Annotated in this window: 15 protein-coding genes; 9 read left to right on the forward strand and 6 right to left on the reverse strand. The window is 64.2% G+C overall.

What is annotated here, in order from left to right; genetic code table 11:
• Positions 1 to 43: 43 nt before the first annotated feature.
• From ACP5M5_RS10440 to ACP5M5_RS10460, 5 genes are all read right to left on the reverse strand, one after another.
• A complete protein-coding gene (locus tag ACP5M5_RS10440; RefSeq protein ID WP_427937162.1) occupies positions 44 to 817 on the reverse strand; it encodes a COG4705 family protein in 774 nt (257 codons plus the stop codon).
• 10 nt (positions 818 to 827) lie between these two features.
• A complete protein-coding gene (gap, locus tag ACP5M5_RS10445; protein ID WP_427937163.1) occupies positions 828 to 1,841 on the reverse strand; it encodes a type I glyceraldehyde-3-phosphate dehydrogenase in 1,014 nt (337 codons plus the stop codon).
• 28 nt (positions 1,842 to 1,869) lie between these two features.
• A complete protein-coding gene (gene tkt, locus ACP5M5_RS10450; RefSeq protein WP_427937166.1) occupies positions 1,870 to 3,915 on the reverse strand; it encodes a transketolase in 2,046 nt (681 codons plus the stop codon).
• 200 nt (positions 3,916 to 4,115) lie between these two features.
• Positions 4,116 to 4,475 carry a hypothetical protein gene (locus ACP5M5_RS10455; RefSeq protein WP_427937168.1) on the reverse strand — a complete coding sequence of 120 codons (360 nt, stop codon included), beginning with the start codon at positions 4,473 to 4,475 and terminating at the stop codon, positions 4,116 to 4,118.
• Positions 4,472 to 5,167, reverse strand: coding sequence for a hypothetical protein (locus tag ACP5M5_RS10460; RefSeq protein ID WP_427937170.1), 696 nt, complete (start codon positions 5,165 to 5,167; stop codon positions 4,472 to 4,474). Before ACP5M5_RS10460 ends, ACP5M5_RS10455 begins: the two co-directional genes overlap by 4 nt.
• A gap of 84 nt (positions 5,168 to 5,251) precedes the next feature.
• On the opposite strand from ACP5M5_RS10460, the gene ACP5M5_RS10465 reads away from it, so the two are divergent.
• The 7 genes from ACP5M5_RS10465 (at position 5,252) to metC (ending at position 11,738) form a co-directional block, all read left to right on the forward strand.
• The gene (locus tag ACP5M5_RS10465) at positions 5,252 to 5,458 is read left to right on the forward strand and encodes a hypothetical protein (protein ID WP_162800603.1); all 207 of its coding nucleotides are present in this window, start codon (positions 5,252 to 5,254) and stop codon (positions 5,456 to 5,458) included.
• A 396-nt stretch (positions 5,459 to 5,854) separates the two neighbouring features.
• On the forward strand, positions 5,855 to 7,618 hold the full coding sequence (locus tag ACP5M5_RS10470; protein ID WP_427937172.1) for a methanol/ethanol family PQQ-dependent dehydrogenase: 1,764 nt from the start codon (positions 5,855 to 5,857) through the stop codon (positions 7,616 to 7,618).
• A gap of 132 nt (positions 7,619 to 7,750) precedes the next feature.
• Complete coding sequence (locus ACP5M5_RS10475) at positions 7,751 to 8,257, forward strand: c-type cytochrome (RefSeq protein WP_427937174.1); 507 nt, start codon at positions 7,751 to 7,753, stop codon at positions 8,255 to 8,257.
• The gene (locus ACP5M5_RS10480; RefSeq protein WP_427937176.1) at positions 8,241 to 9,068 is read left to right on the forward strand and encodes a substrate-binding domain-containing protein; all 828 of its coding nucleotides are present in this window, start codon (positions 8,241 to 8,243) and stop codon (positions 9,066 to 9,068) included. Before ACP5M5_RS10475 ends, ACP5M5_RS10480 begins: the two co-directional genes overlap by 17 nt.
• On the forward strand, positions 9,065 to 9,622 hold the full coding sequence (locus tag ACP5M5_RS10485; RefSeq protein ID WP_427937178.1) for a rhodanese-like domain-containing protein: 558 nt from the start codon (positions 9,065 to 9,067) through the stop codon (positions 9,620 to 9,622). The genes ACP5M5_RS10480 and ACP5M5_RS10485 overlap by 4 nt, the downstream gene beginning before the upstream one ends.
• A 78-nt stretch (positions 9,623 to 9,700) precedes the next feature.
• On the forward strand, positions 9,701 to 10,537 hold the full coding sequence (locus ACP5M5_RS10490; protein WP_427937179.1) for a sulfurtransferase: 837 nt from the start codon (positions 9,701 to 9,703) through the stop codon (positions 10,535 to 10,537).
• A 4-nt stretch (positions 10,538 to 10,541) separates the two neighbouring features.
• Positions 10,542 to 11,738 (forward strand): cystathionine beta-lyase, encoded by a 1,197-nt coding sequence (gene metC / locus ACP5M5_RS10495; protein WP_427937181.1) that lies wholly within the window; start codon positions 10,542 to 10,544, stop codon positions 11,736 to 11,738.
• A 61-nt stretch (positions 11,739 to 11,799) separates the two neighbouring features.
• Here metC and ACP5M5_RS10500 read toward each other — a convergent pair whose 3' ends face one another.
• Positions 11,800 to 12,303, reverse strand: a complete 504-nt coding sequence (locus tag ACP5M5_RS10500; RefSeq protein ID WP_427937182.1) for a transcriptional repressor — start codon at positions 12,301 to 12,303, stop codon at positions 11,800 to 11,802.
• Positions 12,304 to 12,356: 53 nt separating this feature from the next.
• Here ACP5M5_RS10500 and hisI point away from each other — a divergent pair, with 53 nt between their 5' ends.
• A complete protein-coding gene (gene hisI / locus ACP5M5_RS10505; RefSeq protein WP_427937183.1) occupies positions 12,357 to 12,800 on the forward strand; it encodes a phosphoribosyl-AMP cyclohydrolase in 444 nt (147 codons plus the stop codon).
• Positions 12,801 to 12,933: 133 nt separating this feature from the next.
• Positions 12,934 to 13,911: a peptidase M14 gene (locus tag ACP5M5_RS10510; RefSeq protein WP_427937185.1), complete on the forward strand. Its 978-nt coding sequence runs from the start codon at positions 12,934 to 12,936 to the stop codon at positions 13,909 to 13,911.
• Positions 13,912 to 14,151 lie beyond the last annotated feature (240 nt).

Below are 14,151 nucleotides of genomic sequence, written 5' to 3' on the forward strand. Positions count from 1 at the left end.
TTTTTGGTTCTTTTTTCAAAAAAGAACAATCCTTTGCCCCATCTTACCCTGTCTCTTGGCCGCCGGGATGCCGTCCTGCCCGCTGCGGCAGGAGGGCGAGGCAGGCGAGAATGAAGATGGCGAAGGCGAGCGTCGCGAGCGGGCGGCTGACCGCGAGGCCGCCTTCGGCGCGTGATTTGTCGAGAAAATCGCCGACGGTCGCGCCGAGCGGCCGGGTTAGGATGAAAGCTGCCCAAAACAGCGCGACCCGCGAAAGTTTGGTCCGGAAATAGAGCACGGCGAGAACGGCGAGGGCGGCGCCGAAGACCAGCGCGCCGCCGTCATAGCCGAGGCCGCCATCGGCTGCCCAGTCGCCGAGCGCGGTGCCGAGGGTTTGCGAAAACGTGATGGCCGCCCAGTAGAACAGTTCCGTCCGCGGCGCGGCAACGGTGGTGACGGCGATGCTGCCCTGAGTCCGGTACCAGAGGCCAAGGGTTGCCATCAGCAGAACGAACAGCAGGCTCGCCCCGCCGGGATAGCCGAAGCCGAGCGAGCGGTCGGCGAAGTCGGCCATGGTGGTGCCGAACGTGGTCGAGGCCATGACGGTCGCCCAGTAAAGGAGCGGGTGGAAGCGTCGCGCCGCGATCTGCGCCAGGACGAGACCCACGAGCGCAACCAGAAACAGCAAGGTTCCGGCGAGATAGCCCCAACCGAGGGTCATCGTCACCGTATCGCCGCCGGTCTCGCCAAGCGTGGTCGCGGCGATCTTGATGATCCAGAAAACGAGAGTGACTTCGGGAACCTTGCTCTCTCGTCCCCGGCCCGGCGCGGCTTCCAAGGCGGGTACCCTATAACGCCCCGAGACGGGCGGCAGTGTCGATCATCCGGTTGGAAAAACCCCACTCATTGTCGTACCAACCCATCACCCGCGCGAGCTTGCCATCGACGACGGAGGTCTGCGACGCATCGAAGCTGCAGGACGCGCTGACATGGTTGAAATCGACGCTAACGAGCTTTTCCGTATTATAGACGATGATTCCCTTCATCGTGCCTTCGGCGGCGGCGCGGAAGGCGGCGTTGATGGTTTCGGGATCGGCCGGGCGGGCGAGGTTGACGTCGAGCGAGACCAGCGAAACGTTGGGCGTCGGCACGCGGATCGCGGTGCCGTCGAGCTTGCCCTTAAGTTCAGGGATAACGAGCCCGATCGCGCGCGCGGCGCCGGTCGTGGTCGGAATGATCGAAACCGCGGCTGCCCGCGCCCGGTGCAGGTCCTTGTGCAGCGTGTCGACGGTACGCTGATCGCCGGTATAGGAGTGGATCGTCACCATGTAGCCGCGTTCGACGCCGAACGCGTCATGCAGCACTTTGGCCATCGGCGCGAGGCAGTTGGTCGTGCAGGAGGCGTTGGAAACCACGGTCATCGCCGGGGTCAGCACCTCATGATTGACACCGTAAACCACGGTCGCGTCCACGCCATCGGCCGGCGCCGAGACCAGAACCTTGCGCGCCCCGGCGGCGAGCAGGTGGGCGGCAGCCTCGCGCTTGGTGAAAAGGCCCGTACATTCCATCGCGACATCGACGCCGGCAAACGGCACCTTCGCGGGATCGCGCTCGGCCGAGACCCGGATCGGCCCCCATTCGCGCCCGCCATGGCGGATCCGCAGCGACTCCCCCTCCACCGTCACCTCGCCGGGAAAGCGGCCATGGACGCTGTCATAACGCAGGAGATGGGCATTGGCTTCGACGCTGCCGAGATCATTGATCGCGACCGGCACGATATCCTCGCGCCCACTCTCGATGATCGCCCGCAGGACGAGCCGCCCGATGCGGCCAAACCCGTTAATCGCGATACGCACCGGCATGACGTCTTAACCTCTTGGCTTTTTTGGTTCAGTGGAGGGCGAGGCGCTTTTGCACCGCGTGCACGAGGGCCTCGGCGGTGATGCCGAAATGGCGGTAAAGCTCCTCATAGGGGGCGGATGCGCCGAAGCCGGCCATGCCGATGAACACGCCATCGGGGCCGAGCCAGCGCTCCCAGCCGAATCCCGCCGCCGCCTCGATCCCGAATCGCGGCGCGGTGCCGAGCGTCTCCGCCTGATAGGCCGCATCCTGCTGGGCAAAGAGTTCCCAGCACGGCAAGGACACCACCGCCGCGGCGATCCCCTGCGCCGCCAGCGTCTCGCGCGCCGCCATCGCGATCGCGACCTCAGAGCCACTGGCGATCAGCGTCGCCTGACGCGCGGAGGCGGCCTCGGCGAGGACATAGGCGCCGCGCGCGGTACGATTTTCGGTGACGTCAGCGCGGAGCGTCGGCAGGGATTGGCGGCACAGCACGAGGGCGCTCGGCCCGTCGCTGCGCCGCAACGCGAGTTCGAAGCTTTCCGCCGTCTCGATCGTGTCGGCCGGGCGGAAGACGAGAAGATTGGGCATCGCGCGGAGGCTCGCGAGATGCTCGACCGCCTGATGCGTCGGCCCATCCTCGCCAAGACCGATGCTGTCATGGGTTAGAACATGGATCACCCGCAGATGCATCAGCGCCGCAAGCCGCAGCGCCGGGCGGAGATAATCGCTGAAAACGAAGAACGTGCCGCCATAGGGGATCAGGCCGCCGCTGAGCGCGAGCCCGTTCATCGCCGCCGCCATCGCGTGCTCACGGATGCCGAAATGGAGATAGCGGCCTGCGAATTGCCCCGGCGCAACCTCCGCCATGTCCTTGACCCGGGTAAGATTGGAGCCGGTGAGGTCGGCGGAGCCGCCGATCAACTCCGGCACCAGCGGCACCAGCGCCTCGAGCACTTTCTGGCTCGATTGACGGGTTGCGAGTTTGGGCTTGCTCTCGGCGATCTCGGCTTTCAGCGCGGCGAGTTTTTCCAGCCAATTGTCCGGGAGCCGCCCGGCGAGCGTCCGCTCGAACTCGGCGCGTTGCGGATGGCGGGTGGCGCGCTTGAGCCAGGCGCGGCGTGGCGTGGCGCCGCGCCCGCCGGCCTCCTGCCAGGCTTGCGCGAGATCCTCGGGCACCGTGAAGGGTGCCGCCGTCCAACCCAGCGCCGCCTTCGTCGCCGCCGCTTCCGCCGCCCCCAGCGCCGCGCCGTGGGCGCCGCTGGTGCCCGCCTTGTGCGGCGAACCGAAGCCGATGATGGTGCGGCAGGCGATCAGCGTCGGCTTCTTCGAGCGCATGGCAAACGAGAGCGCCGCCGCGATCTGCGCCGGATCATGGCCGTCGATCCGCTTCGTCGCCCAGCCATAGGCGGCGAAGCGTTTTAGCGCGTCATCGGAGGTTGCAAGCCGCGTCGCGCCGTCGATCGAGATGTGGTTGTCATCGTAGAGGACGGTGAGTTTGTCGAGCCGGAGATGGCCGGCGAGCGAGGCCGCCTCATGGCTGATTCCTTCCATCAGATCACCGTCGGAGGCGATCACCCAGGTGCGGTGGTCGACCAGGCTGCGCCCGAACCGCGCCGCCAGCATCCGCTCGCCAAGCGCCATGCCAACGGCGGTGGCGATGCCCTGGCCGAGCGGGCCGGTGGTGGTCTCGATCGCCGGATGGGCGCCATATTCAGGGTGGCCGGCGGCGGCAGAGTGGAGCTGGCGGAAACGCTCCAGCACGTCCATCCCCATGCCGGCATGGCCGGTGAGATGGAGGAGGGCATAAAGCAGCATCGAGCCGTGGCCGGCGGAGAGCACGAAGCGGTCACGATCGGGCCAGCGCGGATCGGCGGCGTCGAATTTCAGGAATCGTGTCCAGAGCACCGTCGCGACATCGGCCATGCCGAGCGGCAGGCCGGGATGGCCGGAATTCGCGCGCTCGACGGCGTCGATGGCGAGCGCGCGGATCGCGTTCGCCATGCGGCGCTCGAGCGTCGGCGGGCGCGCGAGCAGGGCCGCTTGCCGGGCGATGACGTCATCAGGCGGTGAGGAGGTTTCTGCCGGGGATGCCATTCCCCGGCTATAAAAGCCGATCCCCGCCGAGGCAAGTCTCGCGGCGACGGCTTCGCTGACGGCGCGATGCTAGCGGGCAGTGTCTGAGCGCCCGGCGCGGCCGCGATCGGGCTGTCACGCCATGCGTCAGCAGGCGCTGCGGCATCGGCCTATAACATTATGGATTCCCAGGGTCTGCCGACCGGCAAAGACCTGCCCCCTCAGCGGCAGCGCAGATTGACCTCGGCCTCGGCGCGGTGGAGGCGGTCGATTTCCTCGATCGCGATCGGGGTATGGCGGAAGATATCCGCCTGCGGCCCATGCACCCCCTGCTGCATGCTGAGGATGGTCTCCGCCTTCTCGTAATCGTCATAGCTCATCATGTCGGCAATGGTATCGATGCCGCATGAGCATTTTTCGAGCAGATCGTGGTTGAATCCATTGGCGGCGAGACAGCCGATGACGTAATCGGCGCGCGCCGCGGTCGGATAGTCATGCGCCGGATGGTGCTCCTCGGTTTCGGCACGCGCGGCAATGGCGATTAGGCCGAGCGCGAGGGCGGCGATGATCGCGCGGGTCATGGCGTCACCGCCTTGCCTGACGCGACTTTCTCGAAAACCAAGTGCTCGCTGATCGCCGGCGCGCCGGATGCGGGATCGGCCGGCATCTCGGTCGCGAATTCGGCGAATCCCCCCGGCACGTCCTTGCTGAGCACGAAACGGTAGGTTTTCTGCTGGATCTGCGGCATATGCGCGAATCGGTCATTGTCGGCGAATGGGCGGAGCGTGATACTCTGCGCCGCCACCTCATGGCCGTCGAGCGTGACCTTGGCGGGCGCCATCTCCGCCTTGTCGATGAAGGCGGCGCGGATACGGTTACGATAATAAGCGGCGGCGACGCCGGTCATGGCGCGCATTTCATCGACGTCGTGTTCGAGAAACACCATCAGCAGCGGATTGCCGCGGAAATCATCGACCGCGGGGTAAAAAATATGGTGATCGCCGGTGAGAAAATTGAACATCACGTATTTCGTGCCATCGGGATGGACGAGTTTGATATCCTCGGCGACGTGATCGGTGAACCCATCCGGTCCCTGGCGCGTATAGCGATAGAGGAGGGTTTCTGGATGGTCGATATTAGCGAGATGCGGGGTCTCGAAAAGGGAGACCTGCGCCGGGCTGAGCGGCTTGGTTTCGTCCGCAGGGTCGGCGGCGTGAACCGGCGATGCGAGGCAGAGGCCAAGAAGGGCAAGAGCGGTAAGTCTTGGTGTCATTTTTGCATGCATCTCATGCTGTGACGTTTCGTATGACTGGCCCTTCTTGGGCCAATATGGTTCTCTGGTGCAAGGGAGATGATGATGATTGAACTCGTGCTCGTCTACTGCCTGGTTGCCGACGCCAAGACCTGTGTCGAAAAGCGGCCGGTTTTCGAGGAGGAAATCACCCAACAAGTCTGCTTGATGGATGCCGAACGTTACGCCATCGCCTATGTCAACGAGCATCCGGAATGGCGGCTGGCGGGCTGGCGTTGCGAAATCGGCGTGCCGCGCCAGGATCCCGCCTGATCGCCCGGCATTATCGCGCGCCGGCGGGGGGGCGGCTGCGATAATCGTTCATGCAGCTTTTCGTTCATATGATTGATTAATTCTATAATAACTGGATTGATTCTTCGACTGACTTGATCGAGTTCATTTATGCTGCGTTGCACAATTATAAATCGAACAAAAATACAGTCCAGATTGCAGTTTGATGCTTGTCAACGGAATGGCGTTGGCGATAGCTTGCGCTCACGCCGCGGAGACGGTGGGCCGTCTGGCGGCTGTGCGATTATGCTTCCGAGAGTTGCCGCGATCCCGATACGCGATGCGAGGCAGCCTCGTAGGCATGACAGAAGGTAACGCTTTATTCAGGGAGGGTTCTATATGAAGCCGAGTCAGCGTTTATTTGCATGGGCGGTGCTCATGGGCAGCGCCGCCGGGATCTTGGGGGCTGGCGCGGCCTTCGCCAATGATCAGCTCGAAAAAATGTCGCAGGATCCCAAGCAGTGGGTGATGCCGGCCGGAGACTACGCCAATCAGCGCCACACCAAGCTAACCCAGATCACCACCGAGAACGCCCACAAGCTGCACCCGGTATGGACCTTCTCGACCGGCGTTCTGCGTGGCCATGAAGGCGGGCCGCTGGTGGTGGGCGACATGATGTATGTCCACACACCGTTCCCGAACAAGGTTTTTGCGCTCGATCTCAACAATGAAGGCCGCATCGTCTGGGCCTATGAGCCGAAGCAGGATCCAAACGTCATTCCGGTGATGTGCTGCGATACCGTCAATCGCGGCGTCGCCTATGGCGAGGGCATGATCTTCCTGCATCAGGCCGACACCACCCTGGTCGCGCTCGACGCCAAGACCGGCAAGGTCGCCTGGTCGGTGAAGGATGACGATCCTGCCAAGGGCGCGACCGGCACCTCGGCGCCGCTCGTCGTTAAGGATAAGGTTCTGGTCGGCGTCTCCGGCGGCGAGTTCGGTGTGCAGGGCCATATGACCGCTTATAACATCAAGGATGGGTCGGTCGCCTGGCGTGCCTATTCCGAGGGGCCGGATGATCAGATCCTGTTCGATCCGGACAAAACCATGGCGATGGGCAAGCCGGTGGGCAAGGATTCGTCCCTGAAAACCTGGGAAGGTGATCAGTGGAAGATCGGCGGCGGCGCCACCTGGGGCTGGATTTCCTATGATCCGAAGCTGAACCTGATCTATTACGGTTCCGGCAACCCCAGCACCTGGAACCCGAGCCAGCGCCCGGGCGACAATAAATGGTCGATGACCATCTTCGCCCGCGACGCTGATACCGGGGTGGCGAAATGGGTCTATCAGATGACCCCGCATGACGAATGGGATTATGACGGTATCAACGAAATGATCCTCGCCGACACCAAGGTGCACGGCAAGGAGACCAAGGCGCTGGTGCATTTCGATCGCAATGGCTTCGCCTATGTGCTCGATCGCACCAACGGCGAATTGCTGGAAGCCAACAAATACGATCCCGCCGTCAACTGGGCGACCAAGGTCGATCTGACCACTGGGCGTCCGGAAGTGGTCGCGCAATACTCGCCCGATCACAACGGCCCCGACCACAACACCAAGGGCGTCTGCCCGGCGGCGCTCGGCTCGAAAGACGAGCAGCCGGCGTCTTATGATCCGCAGACGCATATGTTCTACGTGCCGACCAACCATGTCTGCATGGATTACGAGCCGTACAAGGTGACCTATACCGCCGGGCAACCCTATGTCGGCGCGACGCTGTCGATGTTCCCGCCGAAGGGCGAGAACCATCTCGGCAATTTCATCGCCTATGACGTCAATGAAGGCAAGATCGTCTGGTCCGATCACGAGACCTTCTCGGTGTGGTCGGGCGCCTTGACGACACCGACCGGGGTTGCCTTCTACGGCACGCTCGATGGCGATCTTAAAGCGGTCGATGCCAAGACCGGCAAGCTGCTCTATAAGTTCAAAACGCCTTCGGGCATCATCGGCAACGTCAATGCCTTCGAGCACAACGGCAAAGAATATATCGCCGTTCTCTCCGGCGTCGGCGGCTGGGCGGGTATCGGCATGGCCGCTGGCCTGACCAACGATACCGATGGTCTCGGCGCGGTCGGCGCTTACAAGAGCCTCTCGAACTACACCCAGCTCGGCGGTGTCTTGACCGTGTTCTCCGTCGAATAAATCCTCCTCGTTCGCTCGCTTCCCCGGCTGGTTCGCCAGCCGGGGTAATTTTTCCAAACCCGAGAGGTTTTCGCGGCGTCGATATCTGTGTGGCGGCGCACCCACCAAATGGAATAATCTGAGGAAATACGCATGCGCCGTGATCGCCTAACCGGCCATTCCCAAGCCGAAAAGCCGCTGACTGACAAATTCTTGACGGGCAATCTTGCCGCCCTTTTCACTACCGCTCTTCTCGCTGCAACGGTCGCGACAGCCGGTGTCGCCCGCGCCGATGACGCGCCGGCCGACAGCAAACCCTATGTCGTGGAAAATGGCCGAGTCGATCACCACGTCTTCAATGGCTATCGTCGCTACGGCGATAATTGCCTGCGCTGTCATGGCCCCGATGGTGCCGGCAGCTCCTACGCCCCTGCCCTCGTCGATTCGCTCAAACACATGACGAAAGAGCAGTTCGAGAACACCGTCATCAACGGCCGCCAGGACGTCAACACCGCCAACCAGAACGTTATGCCACCCTTCGGACTCAATCCCGATGTCGTTGAGAATCTCGATGACATCTATGGTTATTTGAAAGCGCGTTCCGATGGCGTGCTCGGCCGAGGACGCCCGAAGAAAATCGGCGATGATGATGACAATTAAGGCGACGGCCCTCGCGGCCCTGCTTGTGGCGCTTCCCGCCGCCAGCTTTGCGCAGCCCGCCGCTCCTAGCCTCGCCTCGACAAGCGAATTCCGTGTCTGCGGTGACCCCGCCAATCTTCCGTTTTCCAATCAGGCGCATGAGGGTTTCGAGAACAAGATCGCTGATCTCTTCGCCGGCTATCTGCATGAACCGGTGACCAATGTGTGGTTCCCGCAGATTGTCGGGTTCTATCGCAACACGCTGTTCGCACATCGCTGCGACGTTGTCATGGGTACCGTCGCCGGCGGCGAGATGGTCGATACCACCAACCCCTATTACCATACCGGCTATATGATCGTGACGCGCAATGCCGATCACGTCGCCAGCGTCGATCTCGGTGATCCGGTATTTTCGGACAAAAAAATTGGCCTCATCGCCTCCACCCCACCGACCGATATCGTCGCGCGGCATCATCTCCTCGCCCACGTGACGCCCTATAATCTCACCGTCGATACCCGCGTCGAAGCGCCTGCGCGAACGCTGCTCCTCGATCTCGTCGCCGGCAAGATCGATGTCGGCTTGGTTTGGGGGCCGTTCGCCGGCTATTATATCAAGCACGATCATCTGCCGCTCGCGATGGCGTTCCTGCCGGCCGAACCCGGTGGGCCGCGGCTCGATTATCGCATCGCCATGGGCGTGCGCCCCAGCGATGTCACTTTCCGCCGCACCCTCAACGATCTGATCCAGAAGCACCAGGACGAAATTACCGCGATCCTCAACGATTACGGCATTCCGCTGCTCGATGAGCAGGGCAACCCGCTCAAACCGTGAGACACTGGCTGCTCGCGGCCTTTCTGCTCACCCTGCCGCTCGCCGCCGGGGCTCAGGTTGCGGTTCCCGATGAGTATCGGATGGACGATTACCACGCCCCGGTCCCCGATCGCGTTCCTGGCGGAACGGTCGTTTATGCGGCGGAGGTCGAAAAACTCCGCGCCGCCGGTGCCATTCTCATCGACGTGCTCCCTGCGCCACGCCGCCCGCCGGCGATGAAGCCGGGCGTGCCCTGGCTCCCGGCGCCGCATCTCGACATTCCCGGCAGCGTCTGGCTCCCGGATTTCGGCCGCGGCGCCTTGAATAAGGCGATGGCGGCGTGGTTTCATGGCGAGTTGCGCGCCCTCACGCACGGCGATTCCGATCGCGCGCTGGTGTTTTACTGCCAGGCGCAATGCTGGATGAGTTGGAACGCCGCCAAGCGCGCGGCGAGACTCGGATTTCACCATGTCTATTGGTTTCCTGAGGGCGTCGATGGCTGGCGCGCCGCCGGCTTCGCCCTCTCGCCGGCAACGCCGCTCACCCCACCAGACGACGGCGACCCTCCCGCATAGCGGCGCGCCGCTTTCGCCGCTTCCGGTCGGGGGCGATCGGGAGGTATGCTCGCGCCGAACCACGCTCTGGAGGACAATATGGAACCACTCGTCAGCACGTCCTGGCTTGCCGAACATCTCGGGGAGAAAGACCTCTTGGTGTTCGATGCGACGATGTATCTGCCCAATGAAAACAAAAACGGCCGCGAGGAATTCGCGCGCGCCCATATTCCCGGCGCCGGTTTTTTCGATATCGACGAAATCGCCGATCCCGATAGCAATCTTCCCCACATGGTGCCGACCGCAAGCCGATTCGCGGCGCTCATGTCGGCGCTCGGCGTGAGCAATGCCAGCCGCGTCGTGTTCTATGACCAAAAGGGGCTTTCTTCGGCGGCGCGCGGCTGGTGGCTGATGGGGTTGTTCGGGCATGATCAGGCCATGGTGCTCGATGGCGGGCTGCCGAAATGGCAGCGCGAGGGGCGCGCGACCGCCTCCGGTCCGCCGCGCCCGGCCGCGCCCGGCCAATTTACGCCGCGCTTTCGCCCCCGGCGTCTCCGCGGTCTCGGCGATATACTGGAAAATCTCGAAACCGCTGCCGAACTGGTGCTTGATGCGCGCGCGGCGGGGCGATTTGCGGCGACCAGCCCGGAGCCGCGTCCGGGCCTTCCCGCCGGGCGCATTCCGCGCAGCCGCAACCTGCCCTACACCGAACTCCTCAACCCTGATTTCACCTTCAAATCGCGCGAGGAACTTCGCGCCCGCTTCGCTGCCTGCGGGGTCGATGAGACCTGCGCGGTGGTAACCTCCTGCGGCTCCGGCGTTTCTGCGGCGGTGCTCACCCTCGGCCTTACCCTTGCCGGCCATCCGTGCGGCGCGCTTTATGACGGTTCATGGACGGAATGGGCGAGCCATCCCGATACGCCAAAGGAATCCTGACCTCATGGCCCAAGACCCGCCGCAAACACCGCTCCGCGCCGACACGCGCTTCGTCCAGGTGGGACGCGCCGGCGCGCGCGCGCATGGTTTCGTCAATCCGCCGCTGGTACGCGGCTCGACCGTGCTCCATGCCTCCTGCGCCGACCGCGCCGCCGCTGGCAGCCACCGTCTCGAGCAGGCGCTGGTTTATGGCCTGCTCGGAACGCCAACCCATTTCGCGCTCGAGGACGCGATCGCCGCCATCGAAGGCGGCACGCGTTGTCAGATCGTCTCCTCCGGCCTTGCCGCCTGCACCCTGCCGCTGATGGCCTATCTCAAGGCCGGCGATCATTGCTTGATGCCAGACTGTGTCTATGGCCCAACGCGGCATTTCTGTGACACTGTGCTGGCCGGGCTCCGCATCACCACCACCTACTATCCGCCAACGCTCGATCCCGCCGCGCTCGCGCTGATGTTTCGCCCGACGACGCGGGTCTTGTTCCTCGAAAGCCCCGGCAGCCATACCTTCGAGATGCAGGACGTGCCGGGCTTGGCCGAGGCCGCGCATGCCCGCGGCGTCAAGGTGCTGATGGACAATACCTGGGGCATCCATTTCTTTCAGCCCTTCGTCCATGGCGTCGATGTCTCGATCCAGGCGCTGACGAAATATGTCGGCGGCCATTCCGATGTCCTGCTCGGCGCCATCACTACCCGCGCCGAAGAGGATTGGGAGCGGGTGCGCGGAACGGCGCTCGCCTTCGGTCAGTATGCCAGCCCCGATGATTGCTGGCTCGCGCTTCGTGGCGTGCGCACGCTCTCGGTCCGGCTCTATCATCAGATGGAATCGGGGATTCGTGTCGCGCGCTGGTTCAGTGAGCGGCCGGAGGTGCAGACCGTGCTTCATCCCGCCCTGCCCGGCGCGCCCGGGCATGCGATCTGGCAGCGCGATTATACCGGCGCCTGCAGCCTGTTCGGCGTCGTCTTTCAGCCCGATATCAGCGCCGAATCGATGGTCGCGATGATCGATGCCCTCACCCTGTTTGGCATTGGCGCTTCCTGGGGCGGCTATGAGAGTCTCGCGCTGCCGACCACCGGAACCATCCGCCGCACAGCGTCGGCGCCGCTCGCAGGGCCGGCGGCGCGGTTTCATATCGGGCTCGAAGACCCCGCCGATCTGATCGCCGATCTCACCCAAGCCTTCAGCCGCTTGCGGCGGGGATAGAGCGTGCCCGGATCATATCGATCCAGACACGCGCTGTTAAGGTATTGTTGTAGAATGTGATTTACGTCTCCGGCGGTTCCGCCTTCGACGATAACGCTCTCGCCGCACAGGCAGCGCAGACCCCCTCGGCCTCGATCGTCACCCCGGCGATGGCGAAACCGCGCTGAGCCGCGGCAGATTTGAGCGCGGTGATAACGTCTGGCGCGTCGATCTCGGCGACTTCGCCACAGTCCCGGCAGATCAAAAATTGCGCGGCGTGGCCCGGCGCGTGGCCGATACAGGCGATGAAGGCGGCAAGCCGGCTGATGCGATGGATAAGGCCGTTCTCGAGCAGGAAATCGAGGGCACGATAGACCGTCGGCGGGGCGGCGTTGCCATGGCGGTCGCGAAGGCGGGCGAGCAAATCATAGGCGCCGATCGGACTCTCGGCCGCGAGAATGAGGCTGAGCACCTCGCGCCGGAGCGGGGTCAAGCGCGCCCGCCGTGCCTCGACGATCGCCTGCGCCTGTGCGAGTTTGGCGGCGACCGAAGGCCGCGTGATAGGGGCGCTCTCTCGTTCCGGCATCACCGCCCCATCTTAACTGCCCCCGGCCTTCACCGCCATCGAGGAAAATGACCATGACCCCGACCACGTCATCGCCGCCACCCGCTCCCGCCGCCTCGGCCGATCCGCCGGGGCTTGCCGCTTTGTTGGCGGCGCTCCGTTTCGATGCCGCCGGGCTGGTCCCCGCCATCGCCCAGGACGCGGCAAGCGGCGATGTTCTCATGCTCGCCTGGATGAGCCGGACGGCGATCGCCGAGACGCTCGCGACCGGTCAAGTCTGCTATTTCAGCCGCAGCCGCAACCAGCTCTGGCGCAAGGGGGAGACCTCTGGGCAAATTCAGCGCCTCGTCGAGTTGCGCCTCGATTGCGACGGCGACGCTCTCCTGCTGCTCGTCGCGCAGACCGGGGTTGCCTGCCATACTGGCCGGCGCTCCTGCTTCTTCCGCGCCGTCCGCGACGGGGTTTTTCAAGAAATCGCGACCCCTCTAGTCACGCCAGAGACGCTCTATGGCCGCTAACGTCCCGCGGAATTAGCGAAAAACCTCGCAATTCTTGCGCGCAAGGGTTGCCGGGTGCTGCGGTCCGGCTAGAGTAGTCTCTATGTCCGTTCTACCCCTCCCGGCTGTTACCATCCGCGCCTGAACCATGGTCATGGTGTCGCTCTCGCCCGGTTTCAGCCCGGTGCCGCATTTTCCGGTCGAGCTCACCGCCCCCGATCTTTCGGACTGGATCGGCAAGGGGCGCGACATCCCGGGCTTCGTGACCTTCGACGCCGCGAGTCCCGGCCCGCATGTCGCGCTGACGGCGCTGGTCCACGGCAACGAAATCGCCGGTGCGATCGTTCTCGATCGGCTGCTCCGCGCCGGGATGCGGCCCCGCCGCGGCCGGCTGACCTTCGGCTTCGTCAATCTCGCGGCTTTCGCGCGTTTCGACCCGCGTCAGCCGACCGCCTCGCGCTTCGTCGATGAGGATATGAACCGGCTCTGGGACCGCGCCGTGCTCGACGGCCCGCGCCGCTCCTGCGAGCTGGCCCGCGCCCGCGCCATCCGCCCCCTGATCGAGACGGTCGATGTGCTGCTCGATCTCCATTCCATGCTGTGGCTCTCGGGGCCGTTGACGCTGTGCGGGCCGGCGCCGGCGGGACGCGCGCTCGCCCTCGCGCTCGGCGCGCCGGATCTCGTGGTCATCGACCCCGGCCATGCCAGCGGCCGGCGGCTGATCGACTATGCCCGCTTCGATAGCGGCACCGGCGCGGCTTGCCTGGTCGAGGCGGGGCAGCATTGGCGGGCGGCAACCGTCGAGATGATGCTCGCGGCCATCGCCGGCTGCCTCCGCCACACCGGCGTTGTGCCCGAGCATCCGGCGCTGCCGGCGGTGCGCCGGGGGGCGCCGCGCCTCGCCGAGGTCAGCGTGACGGTGACCGTCGAGGCGCCCGGCTTTACCTTCGTCGAGCCCTTCGCCGGCAATACCTTGCTGGCAAGGAAAGGCACGCTGATCGCACATGACGGCGCACGCGAAATCCGCACCCCGCATGATGATTGCCTGCTGGTAATGCCCAATCTCCGTCCGGCGACCGGCCATACCGCCATCCGTCTGGCGCGCTTCCTGGATGCCGACGATCGCCCGTGATTGCGGCTCATCTTTTGATTTTGTGCGTCTGATTTAGAAATAGGCGACAATTCGCCTTGACCCGCGTTGTTTTGTGGGCATGGCGAAGGTTCGCGATTTCGGCACGGATCGGCTGACTCTGCCGTTCGCGCTCTGGCCGCGAGTGAGCAGCGGGCTCTCCCGGCATTTTATGCGTTTTTGATGCGGGCCGATGGAAAGCCATATCGCTTTTTGACGCCCTTCCCCGCGACACTGGCACAC

It is taken from the genome of Acidibrevibacterium sp. (assembly GCF_049965395.1).
GTDB classification, from domain to species: domain Bacteria; phylum Pseudomonadota; class Alphaproteobacteria; order Acetobacterales; family Acetobacteraceae; genus Acidibrevibacterium; species Acidibrevibacterium fodinaquatile.